The sequence below is a fragment of the Mesorhizobium sp. RSR565B genome (genome assembly GCF_054719465.1).
Genome location: NZ_JBTTIE010000001.1, coordinates 1,179,160 through 1,199,984 on the forward strand (window position 1 = coordinate 1,179,160; position 20,825 = coordinate 1,199,984).

General features: G+C 64.0%; 20 protein-coding genes and 1 pseudogene. 3 read left to right on the forward strand and 18 right to left on the reverse strand.

Annotation, left to right across the window (positions count from 1 at the left end; translation table 11 throughout):
* Positions 1-131: 131 nt before the first annotated feature.
* The 10 genes from ACYG9R_RS05755 to ACYG9R_RS05800 all read right to left on the reverse strand — a co-directional run bounded on the left by ACYG9R_RS05755 (position 132) and on the right by ACYG9R_RS05800 (position 8,654).
* A complete protein-coding gene (locus ACYG9R_RS05755; protein ID WP_023823615.1) occupies positions 132-1,118 on the reverse strand; it encodes a branched-chain amino acid ABC transporter permease in 987 nt (328 codons plus the stop codon).
* A 5-nt stretch (positions 1,119-1,123) separates the two neighbouring features.
* On the reverse strand, positions 1,124-2,020 hold the full coding sequence (locus tag ACYG9R_RS05760; protein ID WP_023686860.1) for a branched-chain amino acid ABC transporter permease: 897 nt from the start codon (positions 2,018-2,020) through the stop codon (positions 1,124-1,126).
* A complete protein-coding gene (locus tag ACYG9R_RS05765) occupies positions 2,017-2,745 on the reverse strand; it encodes an ABC transporter ATP-binding protein (RefSeq protein WP_081726827.1) in 729 nt (242 codons plus the stop codon). Before ACYG9R_RS05765 ends, ACYG9R_RS05760 begins: the two co-directional genes overlap by 4 nt.
* Positions 2,726-3,463: an ABC transporter ATP-binding protein gene (locus ACYG9R_RS05770; protein WP_023723345.1), complete on the reverse strand. Its 738-nt coding sequence runs from the start codon at positions 3,461-3,463 to the stop codon at positions 2,726-2,728. The genes ACYG9R_RS05765 and ACYG9R_RS05770 overlap by 20 nt, the downstream gene beginning before the upstream one ends.
* A 142-nt stretch (positions 3,464-3,605) precedes the next feature.
* A complete protein-coding gene (locus ACYG9R_RS05775) occupies positions 3,606-4,814 on the reverse strand; it encodes an amino acid ABC transporter substrate-binding protein (RefSeq protein WP_023735714.1) in 1,209 nt (402 codons plus the stop codon).
* A gap of 55 nt (positions 4,815-4,869) precedes the next feature.
* Positions 4,870-5,259, reverse strand: coding sequence for a nuclear transport factor 2 family protein (locus ACYG9R_RS05780; RefSeq protein WP_023710100.1), 390 nt, complete (start codon positions 5,257-5,259; stop codon positions 4,870-4,872).
* A 17-nt stretch (positions 5,260-5,276) separates the two neighbouring features.
* Complete coding sequence (locus ACYG9R_RS05785) at positions 5,277-6,071, reverse strand: MoaF C-terminal domain-containing protein (protein ID WP_023710101.1); 795 nt, start codon at positions 6,069-6,071, stop codon at positions 5,277-5,279.
* 13 nt (positions 6,072-6,084) lie between these two features.
* Positions 6,085-6,873, reverse strand: coding sequence for an SDR family NAD(P)-dependent oxidoreductase (locus ACYG9R_RS05790; RefSeq protein ID WP_023823617.1), 789 nt, complete (start codon positions 6,871-6,873; stop codon positions 6,085-6,087).
* A 264-nt stretch (positions 6,874-7,137) separates the two neighbouring features.
* Complete coding sequence (locus ACYG9R_RS05795) at positions 7,138-7,725, reverse strand: YceI family protein (RefSeq protein WP_023823618.1); 588 nt, start codon at positions 7,723-7,725, stop codon at positions 7,138-7,140.
* Between the two features lie 35 nt (positions 7,726-7,760).
* On the reverse strand, positions 7,761-8,654 hold the full coding sequence (locus ACYG9R_RS05800; protein ID WP_027050215.1) for a hypothetical protein: 894 nt from the start codon (positions 8,652-8,654) through the stop codon (positions 7,761-7,763).
* 208 nt (positions 8,655-8,862) lie between these two features.
* Between ACYG9R_RS05800 and ACYG9R_RS05805 the strand changes: the two genes are divergently transcribed.
* Complete coding sequence (locus ACYG9R_RS05805; protein WP_155923229.1) at positions 8,863-10,365, forward strand: aldehyde dehydrogenase family protein; 1,503 nt, start codon at positions 8,863-8,865, stop codon at positions 10,363-10,365.
* 4 nt (positions 10,366-10,369) lie between these two features.
* Positions 10,370-11,959: a GMC family oxidoreductase gene (locus ACYG9R_RS05810; RefSeq protein ID WP_023695130.1), complete on the forward strand. Its 1,590-nt coding sequence runs from the start codon at positions 10,370-10,372 to the stop codon at positions 11,957-11,959.
* On the opposite strand, the gene ACYG9R_RS05815 is transcribed toward ACYG9R_RS05810, so the two are convergent.
* On the reverse strand, positions 11,849-12,268 hold the full coding sequence (locus ACYG9R_RS05815) for a hypothetical protein (protein ID WP_155923231.1): 420 nt from the start codon (positions 12,266-12,268) through the stop codon (positions 11,849-11,851). The genes ACYG9R_RS05810 and ACYG9R_RS05815 overlap by 111 nt on opposite strands.
* Between ACYG9R_RS05815 and ACYG9R_RS05820 the strand changes: the two are divergent.
* Positions 12,228-12,481 (forward strand): annotated as a pseudogene (locus ACYG9R_RS05820) (MBL fold metallo-hydrolase); the annotation flags it as partial. The gene ACYG9R_RS05815 and the pseudogene ACYG9R_RS05820 overlap by 41 nt on opposite strands.
* A gap of 23 nt (positions 12,482-12,504) precedes the next feature.
* On the opposite strand, the gene ACYG9R_RS05825 reads toward ACYG9R_RS05820, so the two are convergent.
* The 7 genes from ACYG9R_RS05825 to ACYG9R_RS05855 all read right to left on the reverse strand — a co-directional run bounded on the left by ACYG9R_RS05825 (position 12,505) and on the right by ACYG9R_RS05855 (position 20,159).
* On the reverse strand, positions 12,505-13,248 hold the full coding sequence (locus ACYG9R_RS05825; protein WP_023823621.1) for an ATP-binding cassette domain-containing protein: 744 nt from the start codon (positions 13,246-13,248) through the stop codon (positions 12,505-12,507).
* A gap of 9 nt (positions 13,249-13,257) precedes the next feature.
* Positions 13,258-14,457 carry an alanine racemase gene (locus ACYG9R_RS05830; protein ID WP_023823622.1) on the reverse strand — a complete coding sequence of 400 codons (1,200 nt, stop codon included), beginning with the start codon at positions 14,455-14,457 and terminating at the stop codon, positions 13,258-13,260.
* A 12-nt stretch (positions 14,458-14,469) separates the two neighbouring features.
* A complete protein-coding gene (locus ACYG9R_RS05835) occupies positions 14,470-15,438 on the reverse strand; it encodes an ABC transporter permease (RefSeq protein ID WP_023686847.1) in 969 nt (322 codons plus the stop codon).
* Positions 15,439-15,473: 35 nt separating this feature from the next.
* Positions 15,474-16,535, reverse strand: a complete 1,062-nt coding sequence (locus ACYG9R_RS05840; protein ID WP_023823623.1) for a substrate-binding domain-containing protein — start codon at positions 16,533-16,535, stop codon at positions 15,474-15,476.
* Positions 16,536-16,601: 66 nt separating this feature from the next.
* Positions 16,602-17,663 carry a substrate-binding domain-containing protein gene (locus ACYG9R_RS05845; RefSeq protein ID WP_023823624.1) on the reverse strand — a complete coding sequence of 354 codons (1,062 nt, stop codon included), beginning with the start codon at positions 17,661-17,663 and terminating at the stop codon, positions 16,602-16,604.
* A 31-nt stretch (positions 17,664-17,694) separates the two neighbouring features.
* On the reverse strand, positions 17,695-18,948 hold the full coding sequence (locus ACYG9R_RS05850) for a M20 family metallopeptidase (protein ID WP_023753923.1): 1,254 nt from the start codon (positions 18,946-18,948) through the stop codon (positions 17,695-17,697).
* Complete coding sequence (locus ACYG9R_RS05855; protein ID WP_023753922.1) at positions 18,945-20,159, reverse strand: ROK family transcriptional regulator; 1,215 nt, start codon at positions 20,157-20,159, stop codon at positions 18,945-18,947. The genes ACYG9R_RS05850 and ACYG9R_RS05855 overlap by 4 nt, the downstream gene beginning before the upstream one ends.
* Positions 20,160-20,825 lie beyond the last annotated feature (666 nt).

Below are 20,825 nucleotides of genomic sequence, written 5' to 3' on the forward strand. Positions count from 1 at the left end.
TGCTAGCCGTACCTTTATCGGATACCGCAAACTGTTTTGCACCCATATACGGGCACATTTTATCTCACCTTCTCAAGGACTCTCACTCCCGACCTGCAGCGCTTACGTCTCAAAAGGGCTATACTCAGGCCTCAAGCTGTCTGCGCCCGGCCCGCAAAACTCCGCATCAGCCCCTTCGGCAAGAACAGCATCGCCAAGATGATGGTCAGACCCGAAATCACCGGGTGGTAATCCGGCACCACTATGCGCGCCAGGTCGAACACCGCGTACATGACGAAGGCACCGAGGATCGGGCCGAGCACGGTGCCGGTGCCGCCGACCACAGTCATCATCAGCGGCAAAAGCATCCAGTCAAGGTCAAAGACGGAGTCCGGGCCGACATGGAAGATGTAGTAGGTGTACAGGCTGCCGGCGACGCCGGCGATAAAGGCGCTGCCAGCAAAGGCGGCGACCTTGACCCTTAGCGTGTCAATGCCGTTGGCCGATGCCGCCATCTCGTCGTCGCGCACGGCGACTAGCGCCAGGCCGTAGCGCGAGCGCATCAGCAAGCGGATGGCAAGCGCCGTGCCCACCATCAGGCCGAGCCCGACCAGATAGTGCGGCAAGAGCGTATCGAAGGTGCCGGCGGGCGCCACGACGCCGAAGGCGCCGCCGGTGAAATCACCGCCATTGATGAACATCACCTTGACGATCTCGCCGAAGCCGAGCGTGCCGAGCGCGAAATAGTCGCCGCGCAGCTTTGACAGCAACGGCAGGCCGATGATGATGGCGGCGACGGCCGCGACCAGTCCGCCCAGCATCATCGTCGCCGGGTCGAAATAGTAGATCCGCGGATAGGCGTCATAGAACGAGCCCCAGAGATAATTGCCGCTCCACAGGATGGCGGTGGTGTAGGCGCCGAGCCCGAAGAAGGCATGGTTACCGAGGCTGATCTGGCCGCCGAAGCCGGCAACGAGGTTCCAGCCTTGCGCCATGGTGGCGTAGATGAAAACGAAGAACAGGAGCGAAAAGGCATAAGAATCGATCGCGCCGGGCACGAGCGGCACCAGCGCGAGGGCCGCGACCACAGCAATTGCGATCCCAATCCAGAATTGTTTCGGCAAGGCTTTCTTGATCATGACGCTCAAGCCTTCTTGTAGGGCCGGCTGAACAGGCCTTCCGGCTTGAACATGAGCACCGCCAGGAACACGCCGTAGGCTATGGCGTTGGTCCAGCCGCCCGAGATGAAATACTGCACATAGGCTTCGATCAGACCGAGGATGATGCCGCCGGCAAGTGCGCCCGCTACATTGCCGATCCCGCCCAGCGCCAGCGCCACCAGCGCCTTGAGGCTGAAGATGAAGCCGGCGAACGGGTTGAACGGGAATGTCGTCGCCACCGCGACCCCGGCCGCTCCGGCAAGCGCTATGCCGATCGCGAAGGCGATGGCGTTTACGCGGTGCGGGCTGATGCCCATCAGAGTCGCCGCCTCAATGTCCTCGGAGGCCGCGCGCACCGCCTTACCAACCAATGTCTTGCGCAGGAACAGCACCACCAGGCCGGTACCGGCGAGCGCAATCACGAAGCCCATCGAACGGGTGAAGGAGGTGCGCACGCCCAAAATCTCGATGCCGCTCGCCGTGTAGGAGGTGACGATCGCCGCGGTGTTGCCGCCCCAGATAACCGTCATCAGGTTCTGGATCAGGAACATCAGACCGACCGCGATCAAGAGCGAGATGTTGCGGTCCTCCGCTGCCGCCGCGCGGCGAAACAGGCCTTGGTAGACCAGCCAGCCGACAACGAGCCCGACGGGCACGACGATCAGCAGCGACACGAAAGGGTCGATGCCGACGCCGTAGAACAGCGCTCGTACGAAATAGGCGGACAGGATGATCATCGCGCCCTGCGCCAGAAAGATCAGCCGCATGGTGCCGAAGATGAGGCTGAGGCCCACCGCCGCAACGCCGTACATGGCGCCACCCAGCGCGCCGTTGAGCGACAGTTGCAGCAGGATTTCGGGAGGCGGAATGTTCTGCATCATTGCACCTCCAATACGCCCATATAGGCCTTCTGGATTTCGGGATCGGCGATGAGCTCGGCACCGGTGCCTTGCATGGCAAGCTCGCCGGTTTTCAGCACAAAGGCGTAGTCGGCGACCTTCAGTGCCTGATGGATATTCTGCTCGACCAAGAGGATGGTGACGCCCTGCTTGTGCAAGGTCTCGATCAGAGCGAACATCTGCTGCACCACGATCGGGCTCAGCCCCAACGACGGTTCATCGAGAATCAGCAGCGACGGGTCCGACATGGTGGCGCGCGCGATGGCCAGCATCTGCTGCTCGCCGCCGGAGAGCGAACCGGCCTTCTGCCCTGCCCGCTCCTTTAGCCGCGGAAACAGCGTGTAAGCTTTCTCCAGCGACTGCTTGAAGCGCTTCCGAACTTTGGGTTGGAAGGCGCCGAGTTCGAGGTTTTCCAGCACCGTCATCTGCCGGAACAGGCCGCGCCCTTCCGGCACATGCGCGATGCCCATCTTCGCGATCTCCTCCGGCGCCTTGCCGGCCAGCAGCGCGCCAGAGAGGAAGATCTCGCCGCGCTTCGGCTTCAGCAGACCGGAGATGGTCTTCAGCAGCGTCGTCTTTCCCGCGCCGTTGGCGCCGACAATGGCGACGATGCTGCCGGGCTCGACGTGGATCGACACGCCCCACAACGCGCCGACGTCGCCATAGGCGACTTCCACGTTGTTCACTTCAAGCAGCCGGTTCGCCAAGATAGGCCTCTATCACTTTGCGGTTGGCAACGATCTCGCGCGGCGTGCCGTCGGCGATCTTCTCGCCATGGTCCAGCACGATTACCCGGCTGCACACCTTCATGATGGCATCGACCTTGTGCTCTACCCACAGGATCGAGACCCCCTTGTCTGTGCGCACGCGGCGAATGACATCGACCATGCGCTGGATCTCGGTCGGGTTCAGCCCCGCCATCGGCTCGTCCAGCAACAGCAGCCCCGGGCGGGAGGCGACGGCTCGCGCGATCTCCAGCAGTCGCCGGTCCGACAGCGTCATGTGTGCAGTGCGGATATCGCGCTTGCCAGTCAGCCCGACCAGTTCAAGGGCCTCCTCGGCGGCTGCCGTCGCATGCTTGACCCGGCCGCCGGAGCCATAGACGGCGCCAACCATGACGTTCTCGAAGGCGGTCATGGTCAGGAACGTGCGCACCAGCTGGAAAGTGCGGGCAATGCCGAGCCGGCAGATGCGATGCGGGGCCGTGCCGGTGATGTCCTCGCCACGGAAGCGGATACGGCCCTGGGTTGGGGTGTAGAGCGCGGTAATTACGTTGAACAGTGTCGACTTGCCGGCGCCGTTGGGACCGATCAGGCCGATCAGCTCATTGGGTCCGACGGCGATGTCGATGTTGTTGAGCACGACAAGCCCGCCGAACCGCTTCTGGATCGCCTCGAGGCGAAGCAAGGTCTCGTCAGGCTGCATCGTGTGTTTCCGTTTCTCCAGGGGAAGCTGTCCATGCAATCTGTCGAGGTCAGCGCCGCCCTCGTCGCCCCGCCGCCCTTCTCCCCGCGTACGACGGGGGAGAAGGGGCGGGCGGCAACGTCGGAGCCCGTGCCCTCGCCGCTCAGCGCTTGTCCCAGGCCGGCGCCGGCTTGTAGGTCCAGTTGCCATTGGGGAAGATCAGCTGGTGCTTGCCTTGCCACCATTGCGTGGCGACGCTGGGGATCAGGGCAAAGCCTGTCTGGTCGAATTTGAGATCGCCGACGACGGTGTCCTTGAATTCCTGGTTGAAGATCACGTCATGCAGCGCGGCGGCATCGGTGGTTCCCGCCTTTTCGATCGCCTGCGCCAGCACCTGCGCATTAGCGTAGAAGGCGCCGACTGTGACGGAGTCCTTCTTGAATTCGGCCTCGTAGCGATCTCCGAGTTCCTTGGCGCCTCGATAGGGATAGCTCGACGACCAGAAACCGTCAGTCATGATGTAGTCTGAATCCGCTCCGAGCGCTTCGTGGAACTCGCCCGTCCAGGTGCCCTTCCAGCCATGCAGATAAGGTACGGAGAAGCCGAGCTCCTTCATCTGGCGCAGCAGCGTCACAGTGTCGGCCGGCGAGCCGAACACCAGCATGGCGTCGACGTTGGCGGCCTTGAGCTTGGTGATCAGTGCCGAGTAGTCGGTGGCCCCGATCGCCCAGGGATCGTCCACGGCGAAAGTGTAACCATATTTCTTCGCAGCCGCCTCGAAGGCGCCGCCAAAGCCCTTGCCGTCGGGCGAATCCTCGGTGACAAGAGCCGGGTTCTTCGGCTTCTCATTGGCCGGCAGCTTGTTCCAGATCTCGAATGGCACTTCGGCGCCCGGCCCCGGGTGGAAGAAGAAGAGGGCCGAATATTTGAGCTTCAACGGCTGCCACTCGAACGGGAACGCCGTCGTGATCATGTAGAACTTCTTGTATTTCTCGGCGACGATGGCACCGGCGATGTTCATCGGCCCGGAATGGGTCGATAGCAGCGCGTCGACCTTCTGCACCTTGATCAGGTTTTCCAGCGCCGAGGCGACCTTGCCTTCCGAGCTTTCGTCGTCGGCGACGACGAGGCGCACCGGCAGCTTCTTGCCGGCCGACTTGAGCATGATGCCGCCAGCCTTGTTGATATCGGCCACCGCTTGCTCATAGGCCCATTTCTGCTCCTTGCCGTCGCCGGCCAGCGGCCCGGTCAAGGAGATCGGCGCGCCGATGACGATCTCATCGCCGGCGGCATTCGCGACCCCTGTGACGCCGGCCGCAACTGCGGTCGCCAGCACCAGGCCCGCCAGAATTGCCTTCAGATTTTTTCCCATTGCATCCTCCCAGGTTGTTTCATCGGCCAGACGCATCGGCGCCCGCCCGCATGCCTCAGACCGTCGCTGCCGCGACCAGTCTGGTGTCGGTGAATTGCTCGAAACTCACGGCTTTACCGTCGTCCATCTCCCAGACATGGACGACGCGCGCGGACATTGGCTTGCCGGTCTTCCTGTAGGTGCCCGAATAGGTGCCGATGCCGACGATTGTGGCGCCGCCATCGACCAGTCTTTCGAGCTTCAGCGTGTAGCCGTCCCACTCCTCGCCGATGCGCTTGAAGACCCCCGCTATGATGGCGTCGGGGCCGACATAGGTGCCGGCATAGGGGAAGCCCGCCATTTCGGTCCAGGCGGTGCGGCTGGTGATCGGCGCCATCATCGCGGCCAAATCCTTGGCATCGGAGCCGGCGTAATGAGCCTTGATCGCTTCGTAGTTCTTGTTCATCGCGTTCTCCCGCACGGTCAGACCGGCGCCTTGCCTTCGTCATAGACGGTTCTGGATTTCTTCTCGATGTGAGCGCCTGCCGGCTTGTTCTCGACCTTGCCCAGGCCGGTCACGCCGAGGAATTTCCCGGTCGAGCGCATGACGTCCCAATTGTAGAAGAACAGCGAGGCGACCGGGATGATGAACTCGCGAAAGCCGAACACATATTGGTTGTCTGCAAACTTCCAGGTGGTCGCGAGGTCGACGTCGCCATGGCCACGCTGGATGCCGACGAGGTTCTGCCAGCCATAACGCTCGGAGCTCAGATAGATGTGCTCGTAGACGTGGTTGGGGCTGTAGGTGTAGTGCGCGGTGAGCCCGATCAGGTCCCGGCTCGGCGCCGGCTTGATACCGGTCGGCGCCTTGCCGGGATCCCCGAGTACGCCGGCCGACCAGGTCTGCGCGACGAGCGGCTCGCCGGGCGCTTCGCCTTCTTCACGCACCCGTTCGCGCACCGACAGCACCCGGCGCGTGCTGGTGTTCACGACGTAGGCCTCATCCTCGGTCGGCCGGGCGGCGAAAGTCATGTTGATGAAGAACACATTTGCGGCGACTTCGAGCGCCTCGTACCAGTCCGCCCCCGCCTCGCTACCCTCGCTCCACGCCACCGTGTCGGCCGACGTGAAGGCAAGGTCGATTGTTCGCCCGGTGTCCAGCGTGATCTTGAAGGTCTGGCCGCGCAACGCTGACGTCGTCGCCAGCCGGTTGGTGGCGATGCCGGCGGCGAAATCATCGAAATGCTTCCAGTCCGCCGGCCTGTTCTGGTCCTTCATCGCACTCTCCCAATCAATCGACAAAAGCTAATGTCGGCAGGTCGACGACGGTAGCGCCGCCGTCGACGGTCAGGATCGAACCGTTCATCATGGCCGCCTCGCTCGAAGCGACGAAGCAGATAACGTTGGAAACCTCTTCCGGTGTCGCCGGACGGCCGAGCGGCACATCCTTGGTCACCAGACGGTAGGCCTCGTCGGTCGAGCCAAGTCCGTGTTTCTCGACGATCAGCGCCATCTGCTCGTCGGCCATGTCGGTTGAGACCCAGCCCGGGCAGATGATATTGGTGCGCACGCCCTTGCGGCCATAGTCGCGCGCCAACGATTTGCCGAAGCCGATGCAGGCATGCTTCATGGTGACGTAGCCGGCAGCGTCCGGGCCGGCAAACAGCCCGGCGATCGAGGCAACGACGACGATGTTGCCCTTCCGCGCGAGCAGGTCCGGCAGGCATTCGCGGGCGCAAACGAAAGCGGTGTCGAGATTGGTGCGCGTCGCCAGGCTCCAGGTTTCGTCGCTCATCGAAATCGTCGGGCCGACACCATGGCCGCCGGCATTGGCGACGAGGATATCGACCGGTCCAATTTTTTCATGCACTTCGGCAAGCGCCGCACGCACCGCCTTCGGATCGGCGGCATCGCCCTGCACCACCAGACCGCCAATATCCCTGGTGACGGCCTCCAGCGGCTCGCGCCGCCGGCCCATCAGCACCACCTTGGCGCCGTCCGCCGCCATGCGCCTTGCGACCGCGGCACCAATGCCGGTGCCGCCGCCAGTGATGAAAGCCGTCTTTCCGGAAAATCGCATGGTTCCATCCCGATTGGTGCTGTGCCGGCTGCGCCGATCTTCGCTGGGCATAGTGCGGCATCAGCCGTTTCGCGTCTTGTCCAAGCGGGAACTTTGTTTTGACTGAGCGCGCACTTCGCGCCTCGTCCATTGATGCCGCGCGACCTCTCGGCCGCGCGGCAGCCGCCACCCCCGCAAGAGCAATTCCAGGAAAGTGTGAAGCGGTTTTCCCGGGGAAAGTGCGTAGCGCTTCCCCTGGGGAATTGCGCCAAACAAAGAAGGGGCCTATTTCTTCACCGCTTCGAGATCGATGACGATGTCGACATCCGGGCCGAGGCCGAAGCCGGCGGCAGCCTTGGCCATCGGGAAATCCGCGGTGCTGATCTTTCCGGTGGCCGTGAACGCTGCCTTGGTCAGCGTCGCATCCCAGGGCGCCGGCGCCTCGTTGATCAGCGTCACGTCGAGTGTGATCTCCTTGGAGACGCCGCTGATGGTGAGATTGCCGGTCACCTTGCCGGTCTTGTCGCCGACCTTCTCGATCTTGGTGCTCTCGAACAAGATCGCCGGGAATTCGGCGGCGTTGAAGAAGTCCGGGCCTTTCAGGTCGCTGTCGCGCTGGTCATAGGCGGTGTGCACCGAGCCGACATCGAGCTCGGCCTTCACGCTGCTCTTCGACGGATCGGCCTTGTCCATGACGATGGCGCCCTTGACGGCATCGAACTGACCATGCGCGATGCCATAGATGCCGTGCTTGATGGTGAAGGTGACCCAGGCGTGCTGGCCATCGATCTCGTAGTTTTCGGCGTGCGCGGCCGATGCGAATGCGCATATCGAGGCAAAGGCCAGCGCGGCCGTCAGTTTTCCTATTGTCACGTATCTCTCCCCATTGTTGGTTGTCATTTCTTGGCTCAGGAAAAGCCAAGCGCGGCTCCGTGCGGCGCCCGAACGATGGCCGTGAGGATGGCCAGCATCGCCGGGATGGCGATCAGCAGACCGGCAACCAGCGGCCGCAATGGCCTGATGCCGGGAACAAGGCGCCGCAGCGGAGCGGGCACCAGGGCAGCCACGATCAGCGGCAAGGGCGAAAGCACCAGCGCGACCGGATTGGCCTTAGGCGCCAGCAGCGCCATCTGGATCAGCACCGTGGCCGCGGCGTAGACGACGATCAGCTCGGCGCCCTTGCTCCAGGCGGCCGCCGTGCCGCCGCGCAGCACCGCGATGTACTGGACGAGGCACCAGCCGCCGGCGAGCGCGGCCAGCGATCCCAGCAACTGCCCGGTGACGATCGACGCGCCAAGCACCGAGATGATGGCGCCGGCCAGGCACATGGCGAGCATGGCCGCGGGTGCCAGGAACGGATCCTCCACCGGCGGCGACGGCAAAGCCTTCAGGGACAGCAGCATCGCGACGCCGACGATTGCGAGAAGGCCGGTGACGAGGGCTGCGATCATCTGCGGATCGAGCGAACCGCCAGCAAGGCGGCGCCAGCCGAGCCACAACAGCGCCGCCGCAAGGGCCGCGGCGACCAGCACGCCCGGGGTGCTCAACAGGCGCTCGGGCAACAGCCCGATGAGAATACCGGCAACAGCGAGATAGATCAGCTTCTGGCTGGCGGCGACGGGCGGCACGACCGGCGGGCCAAGCGTGTCCCAGTAGAAGAACAGCAGCAACGCGGCCCAGATCAACGAGAGCGCCGGCGAGGATCCCGGCAGCGCAAATCGTGCCAGCAACGCCATCGCCATGCCGAGCACAAGCGGCAGCGCCGCCGTGGTGACCATCGGATTGCCCAGCAATGCGCTCAATGCCGACACCTCTTCGACGTCAGGGAGGCTCGCGCAAAACGCGCGGCTCGATGCGATCCTGATCTAGGCCACTCAATCGCGAGGTGTCTTGTCCGAGCGGGAACTTTGTTTTGACTGAGCGCGCACTCGCGCCGCCTTTGGCTTGAAGCCAGTCCATGCGCTCCATAACCCTCGCTGCACCGTGTTCATCAACATCGAGGAGGATGGCATGAACGAGAGAATGGTGCCGCCGATCAGCCCAGCCGCCGCCGCGTTCCTGGCGCGTTCGCACCGGCCCTTCATCAATGGCTGCTTTGTTGACGGCCTTGCCGGTAACGACCTCCCCGTCGACGATTCCGCCTCCGGCGAGATCGTCGCCCGTGTCCCCGAAAGCGGCCCCGAACTGGTCGATCGGGCGGTGCACGCGGCGCGTGCGGCGCTCGAAGGCCCCTGGGCGTCGATGCGGCCGGTCGATCGCCAGAACCTGATGCTGAAACTCGCCGACGCGGTCGAGGCCGACGCCGACCTTCTGGCCGAGATCGAAAGCATCGAGAACGGCAAGTCGCTCGGCGTCGCCCGTATGCTCAGCGCCGGCGGCACCGTCGACTGGCTGCGCTACTATGCCGGCTGGGCGACCAAGATCGAGGGCTCGACCTTCCAGGTGTCCATCCCCGTGCCGCCGGGCGCCAGACACCAGGCGATGACGGTGATGGAGCCGGTCGGCGTCGTCGGCGCCATAGTGCCGTGGAATTTTCCGCTGCTGATCGGCATGTGGAAGATCGCGCCGGCGCTCGCTTGCGGCTGCACCGTGGTGCTGAAGCCGCCGCAGGAAACGCCACTAGGCCTGCTCAGGCTCGCCGAACTGATCGAAGCCGTTGGCTTCCCGCCGGGCGTCGTCAACATCGTCACCGGCAGCGGCAGCGTCACCGGCGAGGCGCTGATCCGCCATCCCGGCATCGACAAGCTGACCTTCACCGGCTCGACGGAAGTCGGCAAACGCGTCGGCCATGCGGCGGTCGACCGTGTCGCCCGCTTCACGCTGGAGCTCGGGTCGAAATCGCCGATGATCCTGCTTGCCGACATGGAGGAAGGCATCGAGCCGCTGGTCGCCGGCCTTGGCATGTTCTTCAACCAGGGCCAGGTCTGCACCTCGGCCTCGCGGCTCTTGATCGAGAAATCGATCTACGACCGCACGCTGGCAAGGCTGGCCGAAATCGCCGACGGCATGACGCTGGGCGCCGGCCGCGATGCCGAAGCGCAAATCAATCCGCTGGTCTCGGCCAAGCACCGGAAAAGCGTCGAGGGCTTTGTCGAGCGTGGACTGGCGGCCGGAGGCGAGCGGGTCAGCGGCGCGCGACCGGTGCCGGCCAGGGGCCATTATGTGGCGCCGACCATCCTGCACAATGTCCGACCCGACATGGAGATCATGCGCGAGGAGGTGTTCGGGCCGGTGGTGGCGGCAATGCCAGTCGCCGACCTCGACGAGGCGATCCGCATCGCCAACGACACGCGCTATGGTCTCTCAGCCTCGATCTGGACCCGCGACCTGGGCAAGGCGATGACCGCCATCCACAGCCTAAAGGCCGGCACCGTGTGGGTCAATTCGCACAACACGCTCGACCCCGCCGCACCGTTCGGCGGCTTCAAGCAGTCCGGCATCGGCCGCGAACATGGCCGTGCCGCGATCGAAGGCTATCTCGAGACCAAGACCGTCATCATGCGCTACGCCTGACACGATGAGCGCCGAATACGACTACATCATCGCCGGCGCCGGATCGGCCGGCTGCACGCTGGCCAACCGGCTGGTCGGATCAGGCAAGCGCGTGCTCCTCGTCGAGGCCGGGCCGGCCGACAACACCAGGCTCATCGACATGCCCGCCACCTTCGCCAAGGTGATCGGCACGGCGCGCAGCTGGATCTACGAATCCGAGCCGGAACCGAGCGTCGGCGGACGCCGGCTGCCGGTGCCGCAGGGCCGCACACTGGGCGGCGGCTCTTCGATCAATGCCATGCTCTATGTTAGGGGCCAACCGCAGGATTATGATGGCTGGCGCGACCTCGGCTGCCCCGGCTGGGGCTGGGACGAGGTGCTGCCGGTGTTCCGGCGGCTTGAGCGCAACGAGCGCCTCGCCGGCGAACGCCACGGCACCGAGGGACCGCTCCCGGTCTCCGATCCGCGCTACCGCCATCCGTTGTCCATGGCCTATGTCAAGGCGGCGCAACAGGCCGGCTTCCGCTACAATGACGACTTCAACGGCGCCGGGCAGGAGGGCGTCGGCTTCTACCAGACGACTACATCGAATGGCGAACGCCAGTCGGCGGCAAAAGTGTTCCTCAAGCCGCTGGCCGGCAATACCAATCTCACCGTCGTCACCGATGCGCTGGTCACCGGCGTGACGCTGGAAAACGGCGCGGCGAGCGGCGTTGCCTACACCACTTCGGATGGCCGGAACCACGCGGCGACGGCAAAGGCCGAGGTGATCCTCACCTCGGGCGCGCTGGCAACGCCGAAATTGATGATGCTGTCGGGACTGGGACCCGCCGAACATCTGGCCGGGCTCGGCATTCCGGTCATCCGCGACATGCCTTCGGTCGGCCGCGACCTGCAGGACCATGTCGCCGCCCCCGTCTATGCGCTGACGCGCCAGCCGATCTCGCTGCTCGGCGAGGACCGTGGCCTGCGGGCGCTGCGCCATGGCATACAGTACATGCTGTTCCGCAGCGGCCTGCTCACCTCCAACGTCGTCGAAAGCGGCGGCTTTTTCGACACCGATGGCGACGGCCGGCCCGACATCCAGTTCCACGTCCTCCCGGTGATGATCGAAAGCGCCGAGCACGGCTCGATCGATCGCCACGGCATGGAGCTCAACCCTTGTGTGCTCAGGCCAAACTCGCGCGGCATGGTCAGGCTGCGGTCGCGCGACGCGGCCGCCCCGATCCGCTTCACCACCGGCTTTCTGACCGATCCCGGCGATCTTGCCCTGCTGCTCGCCGGCATGAAGATCGCCCGCACCATCCTGCGTCAGCCGGCCCTGCAGGCGGTGATAGCCGAGGAGCTGTCGCCGGGCGGGGCCGCCGACCTTTCCGATCAGTCCATAACAGACCACATCCTCGAACACGCCAAGACGGTTTATCACCCCTGCGGCACCTGCCGGATGGGCACCGATGACCAGGCGGTGGTCGACCCGCAATTGCGCGTGCGCGGCGTGCCGCGCCTACGCATCTGCGACGCCTCGATCATGCCGCGTCTCATCAGCGGCAACACCAACGCGCCGGTGATCATGATCGCCGATCGGTGCGCCGATTTCATCCTCGGCAGCGCTTAGCGAGAAACGGGCAGCCAGAGAAATCCAGGCTGTTTTGAGACGGTGTATCTGTCCAGCGCATGCAGCGACTTTGTCGCGACCGAAACCGGACAGCTTGACGCCGCCGGGCGGCACGGTGATGTCGGCGCCGCCATACATTGCATAATCAAATCGAGACTGGGATAGCGATGCCAACGCGCTGCTGTTGGCCGCCAGAAAGCTGGTGCGGAACGCCTGGAGAAATTCAGGCGATGCAGGCAGCTTCACCAGACGCAGCAGTTCCAGCAGCATCCATGACGGCGCCGAAGTCGCGCCCGGCTTCCAGATCATCGCTGCGCCGGCCACACGCCCGGCCACTCGGTCTACCTCGCAAACTACGGCAAGGAACAGCGCATGATTTCGGGCGACACGATGTATGTGCCAGCGCTGCTGGCGCCGCATCCGGAGTGGCAAGGCAGCTACGACCAGGACGGGCCGATGGCGATCACCACGCGGCACAAGCTGATCGATCGCGTGATCGCCGACAACATCCGGATCTCGGGCGGGGGCTCTCAGAGAAGTTCCTGCTATTGCTGCTGCAGGCCGGTGATCATGGCAATGATCTCGTTCTTATCGGTCTTCGCGGTCTCGCGAATTCCAATCTGCTTGCCACGCCTGAGAACACAGATGCGGTCGGAGAGCTTGAAGACCTGGTCGAGGCTGTGGCTGATGATCAGGATGCCGACATTGCGCTGCTTCAGCGACTGGACGATAGCCTCCACCCGGGCGGTTTCGGCAACGCCCAGCGCCGCCGTCGGCTCATCCAGCAGGATCAGCTTGCTTGCCCAATGCGTGGCGCGCGCGATCGCAACGCCCTGGCGCTGGCCGCCGGAGAGATCGCGGATAGTGGCGTGGGCGGAGGGGATGCGCACGTCCAGTTCCTTCACCAGTTTCTCGGTCTCGTCGATCATGCGGCGGCGGTCGAGCAAACCGAGGCGGTTCAGCGGCTCGCGGCCGAGGAACATGTTCATGTAGACCGTCTGCTGGTCGGCCAGCGCAAGGTCCTGGTAGACGACCTCGATTCCGTGCGCGCGCCCCATGGTGGCATTCGACATCGTCACCGGCTTTCCTTCGATGACGATGGTGCCGGACGAGGGCGGGTGGACGCCCGAGACGATCTTGACCAGCGTCGACTTTCCGGCGCCGTTGTCGCCGACGAGTGCAACGATCTCGCCCGGGAAAACCTCGAGCGAAAAACTCTCGATCGCGGTGATGCCGCCGAAATTCTTGCGAATGTCGTGCAGCTGAAGGATGGGCGTGCTCACCGTCATGTGTTTCTCCTAGACTGGCCAGGCATAGGGTTCACCGAAGCCGTTCTCGATGGTTTCCACTTTCGGATTGCCCGTCGAAATGCCCGACACGCCGACAATATGGGCGCGGGTGACGAAGGCCTGGCCACGGAAGCCGAACACGGCGCTGTCGCCAGGCTTCGGCGCGTTCGCGCCGGCGACATCGATCATGGCGTAATAGTCGATCGCCGAGGGCGGCGGCACCTCGACGCTGCGCAGTGCCGAGCCTGCCGTCGTCGGTTCAGCCGAGACGATCGCCTTGACGTCGTAGTCGGGGAAGATCGGATCGATGTAGAAGCCGCCGCCAAGGCAATAGGCCTTGCCGCCGGAGAGATGCGAGACCTCGGTGAGATAGAGCACCGCCGGAAGCTCCGGCAAATCTTCCATGACATGCAGCGCGGTGGTGCCATGCAGTCCATTGCCGGGCTCGCACTGCGTCGCGCCGGCCTCGGCGAGTGCCGCCAGCATAACGCTCGACGTGGTGCCCGGCGCGTTGATCTCAATGTCCTTGCGGCCTGCCTTAGCCAGCGCTTCCGCAGCTTTCGCGAGCGTCGCCAGATTGGGGGTCGGCAGCACTTTTCGCGAAGCATGGTCGAACAGCAGAGCAGGGAAAGTGGTGATGCCGGCGAAACGGCCGCCTTCGACGGCATCCAGCCGGTCGGCGACATCGATAATGTCGGCGGCATTGAAACCGCCTTCATGGCCGCGATAGAAGATATCGCCTTCGGCGGCGATGCGGGCCAGCAGATGCTGCACATAGCCGGCCGCCTTGGCGCCTGTTGCCGCTTCCCCAGCCTTGGTATCATTGAACACGGTCCAGTAGTCCGGCTTGAAGGTTTTCGCCGCAGCCGCCGCTTCGAATTTTGCGACCTGCTGGAGATGGCCGAGATGGCCAAGCTTCATGCCTGCCTTGTGGGTGGCGCGGGCGCAAGCCATGTCGACGGCGACCGCGCGGTCAATGCCGCCGCGCATCACAGCCCGGCAGAACGACGAGGAGCGGCCGACCTGCTTGGTCATGGCGAAGATCTTCAGGCCGTTGCGGTTGGCCTCGCTCTTGAGAACCCGCGCATTGGCCTCAACCGTGTCGAGATCGAGCACATAAGCATTGGCCGGCAGCTTACCTTGCTGGTGCAACCGGATAGCTGATTCGATGAAGGCGGGGTTGCGGCGGCGCAGAATCTCGAGAAACATGGATGGCTTCCTTCAGCGGTTCTTTTCGCGCAGCGACACGGCGACTGCGGTCAGGATGATGAGGCCGCGCACGATCATCTGGTCGGAGACCGACAGGCCCATCAGGATCAGGCCGTTGTTGAGCATGCCCATCATCAACGAGCCGACCAGCGCGCCGACCACGGAGCCCTTGCCGCCATTGAGCAGCGTGCCGCCGACGATGACGGCGGCGATGACCGTCATCAGGTCGGTTTCGCCGAGAGTATATTTCGCCGCCTGCAGGCGACCGGCATAGAGCAAGCCGGCAAGACCGGCGAGCCCGCCGCTGATGGTCAGAACGGCGAGCCTGATCCTGGGCACGCTGATGCCCGATACGCTTGCGGCGCGGGCATTGTCGCCGGTCGCCAGCACATGTGCGCCGAAACGGGTTTCGCGGAACACCAGGTGGCCGATGGCCACGGCAATCACCGACCACCAGACGAGTGAGGGGACGCCGAGCAGCGAGCCGGAACCGAAGAAGCCGGTGAACGCTTCGTTGGTCACCGAGATCGAGCGAAGGTCTGTCATCGAACGCGAAACGCCGGCGAACAGGCCGAGCGTCGCCAGCGTCACCAGGAAGGAGGGCAGCCTGACATACGCCACCAGCACGCCGTTGATGACGCCGATCAGCAGGCCGGCGCCGAGGCCGGCGACTATCCCTGCCGGCATGCCGTACGCGTTGATGGTGACGGCGGCTGCAAGGGCCGCCACCGCCACGATCGAGCCGATCGACAAATCTATTTCGCCGGCCGACATGACGAAGACCAGGCCGATGGCCATGATCGTCACCGGCGTCGTCTGCAACACGATGTTCGATAAGTTTCGGACGGTGAGGAAGCCGCTGTCCCTCAGCACAATGGCGAAGAACAGGAAGATCGCCAGGAAACCGAGGTAGACGACATATTGCTGCAGATTGAAGCGGCTGGCGAAGCTGCTACCGGCGCTGGTGTTGGCACTGGACATTTTATTCCTCCGGTGGTGAGCGCTTCGCCTCGAGCCTATTTCACCGCGTCCGCGATAGCCGCCGGTACGTCCCTGTTGAGGGACTTCTTCCAACCGTCCTTCACCGTGTCCTTGGTGACGGCGATGGAATCTACGGCATAGAATGGTTCGGCCTTCTTGCCGACCAGCGAACCTGCCGAGGCGCGCGCCAGCGTCACGCCGATGCTGTAGGCCTCGTCGGCGACGAGGGCCGCGATGTTGCCGCCCTTGACCATGTCGAGCGCGGCAGGCTCGTTGAGGTCGAGCGTGACAATCTTGGTGTGTGTGTTGCCGGCGCCGCGCAAGGCCGAAAGCACGCTCAGCGCCGGTTCGGCCCAGGTGACATAGATGCCGTCCAGGTCCGGATGCTGGGTGATCATCGCCTGGGCGATGTCTTCGCTGCGCGCCGGGTCGGCCATGCCGGCCTCGGCCTCGATCTTCATATCGGGATAGTCCTGCTCGATGGTCTTCTTGAAGGCCTGGTCGCGCTGGTTGGTGACGTAGAAGTCGGCATCGTGGAAGATGTAGCCGACCTTGCCTTTCTTGCCGAGCGCCTCGGCCATGGCGATGCCGGCCTTGTTGCCCATCTGAAAGAGATCGTCGGAGACGATGGTGACATAGTCCCTGCCCTGCTTGTAGCCGGCCGGGGAATTGTCGACGAAGCTGAGCTTGACGCCGGCCTGGCGTGCCGGATCGTAGACCGAAGCTGCGGTCGCCGGATCGACAGGAAGCGACAGGATGATCGACGGCTTTTTGGCCATCACCGTCTCGATATCGGCCTTCTGTCGCGCGGCGTCGAAACCGGCATCGGTCTGCGCCACCACCTCGATGCCGAGGCGCTTGAATTCGTCATGGGCGCCGGCGTTGACGGCGTTGGTGTATTCGCTCATCTCGTGCCAGGCGAGGGCGGCGGTGAACTTGCCGTCCTTGATCTGCTGCTCTTCGGCTGGCGTCAGCGTAAGACTGCTCGCCGGCACCGGCTTTTCACCATTCGGTCCTGTGGTGACGCCTTCGGCGGCGAAGGCGTGCATGGCTAGCAGGCTCGCCACCGTCGTTATGATTGCAGATGCTATGCGCATGTCCCGATTCCCTTTTTGTTGTCGAAGAAAAGCTCCGGTGCGGCGGGCCGCGCCCGAGCGTGAGCCTTACTTGAACGCGTCGAGCACCGGCTGCGGCGCGTCGCGGTTGAGCGAGTCCTTCCAGCCCTGCGCGACATTCTCCTTGGTGACGGTCAGGGCCGGGGCGACGACGAAGGCTGGTGTCGGCTGGCCAAGCAGCGACTTCATGCCGGAAGCAGCCATGGCGCGGCCGAGTTCATAGGCCTTGTCGGCGACGAGGGCTGCGACATTGCCGCCCTTGACCATGTCGAGCGCGACCGGCTCGGCGAGGTCGAGCGTGACGATCTTGGTCCTGGCGTTGCCGGCGCCGCGTAGCGCCGACAGCACGCCGTCGGCCGGCTCGGCCCAGGTCACGTAGATGCCGTCGAGATCGGGATGTTGCAAAAGCATCGCGTTGGCCAGTTCCTCGGCGCGGGCCGGGTCGGATATGCCCTGTTCGGCGACGATCTTGATGTCGGGATAGACCTTCTCGATGGTGGTCTTGAAGGCTTGGTCGCGCTGGTTGGTGACGTAGTAGGCAGCGTCGTGGAAAATGTAGCCGACCTTGCCCTTGCCGCCGATCGCCTTGGCCATCGCGTCCGCAGCCTGCTTGCCCATCTGGAATAGATCGTCAGTCACGATCGAAGCATAGTCGGTGCCCTGCTTGTAGTCCTTGGGCAAGTTGGACAGGAACACCAGCTTGGTGCCGTCCTTGACCGCCTGGCGGAAGGCTTCTGCCGAGGTGACCGGGTCGAGCGGCAGCGCCAAGATGACGTTGGGCTTGGCGGCCAACGCCGTCTCGATGTCGCTGCGCTGGCGGGCGGAGTCGAACTGGGCATCCGTTTTGACCGCAATGGTGATGCCGGCGCGGGCGAATTCGTCGGTGGCGCCGGCGGTTACCGCATTGGTGAAATCGGACGAGGTGTGCCAGAGCAAGGCAGCCTTGTAGCCCTTGTCCTTGAGCGCGGCGATGTCGGCATCGCTTAGGATCACGTCGGCACTTGGCGTGGCGCTCTCGCCCTGCGGGCCGACCGTCTGTGCGAAAGCTGGGTCGGCGGCAAGCATCAATCCGCCGGCAAAGGCGGCGGCGATCAGTGTCTTCATCGACATGTCAGTTCTCCCATTTTGCTTCGTTGGTGGTTCAGTCGGCCACGCCACAGTAGCGGGCCATGAAGGCGGCGAAGCCGACTATGCCGGCGAAATATTCCTCGACATCCACGTGCTCCTCGAATGTGTGGCAATTCCTGATGTCGCCGGGCGCGCAATAGACGGCAGGAATACCGAGCTGATTGATGATGAAGGGGGACTCCGACCAGAACGGTGCGCCCTCGATGACGCCGCGTCCGCTCATTGCGCCAGCCATCGCGTCGGACAGCATGGCGACTTCCGCCCGCGTTTCGCCGATCTCGGCAGCGGTGCCGCCCAGCCTGTGGTCGCGGCCGGCGGGGTAGGCGAACTCTACCGAAATATCCGGATCGGCGATCGCGCCGCGCACGGCAGCCTCGATCTCGGCAGCGGCGGTGTCGAGGTCTTCGCCAGGCAACAGCTTGCGGATCAGCGAGAGCGTGCAGCGCTCGGGAACGGCAATGTAGCCGCCGCCGGCAAGCCCGGTGATAAGCAGGAAGCCGCGCCCGACCAGTTTGTGCTCGGCGCGCGCGGCGACCTCATCCGAATGCTTCCAAAGCGCCGTCATCGCGGCATGGCTTGCACGGAGCGCATCCTTGCCGAGTTCTGGCACACCGAAATAGGCAGATTTGCCGGTAATCGAGATATCGGTGATGAAGAAGCCGATCTGCGCCGCATAGACGGCCAGGCGGGTCGGCTCGACATAGACGCTGAAATCGGGTGCTGTGACCTCGCCGGTCTCGATGCGTCCGACGAAGTGCTTGATCCCGGCGGAAATGCCGGTGCCGGGCTGGCCGCTCTCCTCGTCGCCGACGAAGGCAAAGGCGACGTCGCCCTTGAGGCGAACGCCGGCCTTGTCGAGCAGCGCGAGTGCCGCAAGCGAAGCAATGATGCCGGCCTTGAGGTCGCCGGAGCCTCGGCCCCAGACAGCACCATCAATGATCGGGGCGGCGAACGGATCCTCACGCTCGGTGCCTGCCCAATGCTCGCGCCAGCCGTCGACATGGACGGTGTCGGTATGGCCGATGAACAGCAGGCGCTTTCCCTGGTCGGCCCCCTTGCGCTCGCCCCAGATGTTGGGCCGCCCGGGAAGGAATTCCGTCCTGGTCAGGCCGCTGAGGTCAAGGTCGCGCATCCTGGCTTCTAGGAAGTCGACGAAGTTGGCTTCGTTGCCGGTGATGCTCTCTCGGCCGATGGCGCGGCGAAACAGCGTTAGTGCGTCGTCGCGGTCGAGCGCTGCCTGCAGGCGGGCGGCAATATCGTGAGTCATATCGCGGCCTCCTTCAGGGCGGCGGCCTGGGCAGGCGGCAGCGAAATCCGGCCATCAGGCGCGTCGACGCCGAACAGCGTGTTGTGCAACTGGCCAAGGCCGATTGCCGCCGCGCCGATGAGGGCTGCGCGTGCGCCGAGTTCGCTCGCCTCGACCCTGACCGGATAGGGGAAGCATAGCGGCAGAAGCGCCTGCACCCTGGACAGGATTTCGGGCCGCAACCCAATCGAGCCGCCGAGGATAAACTTTTCTGGATTGGCGATCGCCGCGATTGCCGCAACGCCTTGCGCCAGATGGCGGGCAGTTTCGTCGAGCACGGTGAGCGCGTCCTTGTCGCCACGCGCGGCATTCTCGAATATTGCCGGCACGGAGACCTGCCTGCCGGCGAGGGCGTGGTAGCGATCGGTCATGGCGTGGGTGGCCACCGCGCGTTCGAATGCGCCGGTGCGCAGTGATTCCTCGGCGAAGGGATCGGCCCCGATTGGCATGAAACCGATCTCGCCGGCGGCGTGCCCAGCACCCCGCACCAGATGACCGCCCAGCATCAGCCCGCTGCCGATGCCGGTGCCGAGCGCGATGTAGGCGAGATTGTCGATGCCCTGGCCTTGGCCGAGCCAGTTCTCGCCAAGCACCGCGAGATTGACGTCGTTCTCGATCATCACCGCGACGCCGAGCGCTTCTTCAAAGGCATCCAGCACATTCATTGTGTCGAAGCCGGCAATGTTCGGCGCCATTAGAATGCGGCCGGTGGCCGGGTCAGGAGCGCCAGGCGCGCCGATGACGGCCAGGCGTATCTTCTTGCGCGCGACGTGCTGTCTGGCCGCGGCATCGAAGGCCAGCGCTGCAATCTGATCGACGACGAACTGGCCGCCACGCGGATCGGTCGGTGTGGCGGCTTCGGCAAAGATCTGACAGGCAAGGTCGGTCAGCGCGACCCGCACCTTGGTGCCGCCAAGGTCGACGGCGATTATATAGGCTGCGTCGTGGACCAGTTCGTAGGTGACGGCGGTGCGCCCGACATGGCCGCTGGTGCGGCCGGTTTCCTGGACCCAGCCCTCCTGCTCGAGCCCGCGCATGATTTCGGAGATGGTCTGCTTCGACAGGCCCGTCAGCTTGGCGATCGAGGCGCGGGAGATCGGCCCGCCCTGGACGATCGCTTCCATCACGGAGCGCTGTGAGAACTGACGGGATATGCGCGGCAGGTCAGTCACATTGAACTCCGGTTAATTCGTTCTATGACCGAACTTATTATCCGGAACTGGACCTGTCAATGTATGTTCGCGAGCGGCCGTTTTTGCGTACGCGAACATTGACCTGGAGGCAGGATTCAGGCGCGTTGCTGCCGTTCGGCAGAAGATAAATGCGGTCAGCGAGTGGCTGGATCAGCTTCTTGAATAATTGGGCGAACAGCTTCGTAACGCATTGACAAATAACGATCATGCTAGTCTTGAGGGTCACTGTTTTCTACAGGAGATCAATACAGCGGATGGTCGCCGGTCCATATCTCTCGTATCTCTCGTATGGGTCTGTCGAACCAAAGGACTTGGCTTCGAGAATATCGGTGATGTACCGCGGGTCTGCCTCCCAGTGAATGGCTCAAATGGGGCCGGCAGCGGAACGTCCGTTTGCAGTTTGCAAACGTGGATAACTACCATACCGCCTTAACTCGCAAAGACCCGTTTGACGCCAACTGGGCTGGCCCGAAGCCGACATCTCCGTCCAGCATAGTCCGACCATGTTCGGCGCAAGCTGCTCGCTTGAACCGTGGGATAGAATTCCGCCAATTTCAGGCACGTGGTTGTCAGGCGCCCACCGAACTTGACAAGCAGTCTTGCAGGAACTGCGTCGAGCACTGAACGTTTGACCAAGCGCGGGCA

Excerpts from the sequence above, each read along its gene's own strand:
- ACYG9R_RS05755 (WP_023823615.1), bottom strand. The coding sequence starts at position 1,118 with ATGATCAAGAAAGCCTTGCCGAAACAATTCTGGATTGGGATCGCAATT.
- ACYG9R_RS05760 (WP_023686860.1), bottom strand. The coding sequence starts at position 2,020 with ATGATGCAGAACATTCCGCCTCCCGAAATCCTGCTGCAACTGTCGCTC.
- ACYG9R_RS05770 (WP_023723345.1), bottom strand. The coding sequence starts at position 3,463 with ATGCAGCCTGACGAGACCTTGCTTCGCCTCGAGGCGATCCAGAAGCGG.
- ACYG9R_RS05775 (WP_023735714.1), bottom strand. The coding sequence starts at position 4,814 with ATGGGAAAAAATCTGAAGGCAATTCTGGCGGGCCTGGTGCTGGCGACC.
- ACYG9R_RS05780 (WP_023710100.1), bottom strand. The coding sequence starts at position 5,259 with ATGAACAAGAACTACGAAGCGATCAAGGCTCATTACGCCGGCTCCGAT.
- ACYG9R_RS05785 (WP_023710101.1), bottom strand. The coding sequence starts at position 6,071 with ATGAAGGACCAGAACAGGCCGGCGGACTGGAAGCATTTCGATGATTTC.
- ACYG9R_RS05790 (WP_023823617.1), bottom strand. The coding sequence starts at position 6,873 with ATGCGATTTTCCGGAAAGACGGCTTTCATCACTGGCGGCGGCACCGGC.
- ACYG9R_RS05805 (WP_155923229.1), top strand. The coding sequence starts at position 8,863 with ATGAACGAGAGAATGGTGCCGCCGATCAGCCCAGCCGCCGCCGCGTTC.
- ACYG9R_RS05810 (WP_023695130.1), top strand. The coding sequence starts at position 10,370 with ATGAGCGCCGAATACGACTACATCATCGCCGGCGCCGGATCGGCCGGC.
- ACYG9R_RS05815 (WP_155923231.1), bottom strand. The coding sequence starts at position 12,268 with ATGATCTGGAAGCCGGGCGCGACTTCGGCGCCGTCATGGATGCTGCTG.
- ACYG9R_RS05825 (WP_023823621.1), bottom strand. The coding sequence starts at position 13,248 with ATGACGGTGAGCACGCCCATCCTTCAGCTGCACGACATTCGCAAGAAT.
- ACYG9R_RS05830 (WP_023823622.1), bottom strand. The coding sequence starts at position 14,457 with ATGTTTCTCGAGATTCTGCGCCGCCGCAACCCCGCCTTCATCGAATCA.
- ACYG9R_RS05835 (WP_023686847.1), bottom strand. The coding sequence starts at position 15,438 with ATGTCCAGTGCCAACACCAGCGCCGGTAGCAGCTTCGCCAGCCGCTTC.
- ACYG9R_RS05840 (WP_023823623.1), bottom strand. The coding sequence starts at position 16,535 with ATGCGCATAGCATCTGCAATCATAACGACGGTGGCGAGCCTGCTAGCC.
- ACYG9R_RS05845 (WP_023823624.1), bottom strand. The coding sequence starts at position 17,663 with ATGTCGATGAAGACACTGATCGCCGCCGCCTTTGCCGGCGGATTGATG.
- ACYG9R_RS05850 (WP_023753923.1), bottom strand. The coding sequence starts at position 18,948 with ATGACTCACGATATTGCCGCCCGCCTGCAGGCAGCGCTCGACCGCGAC.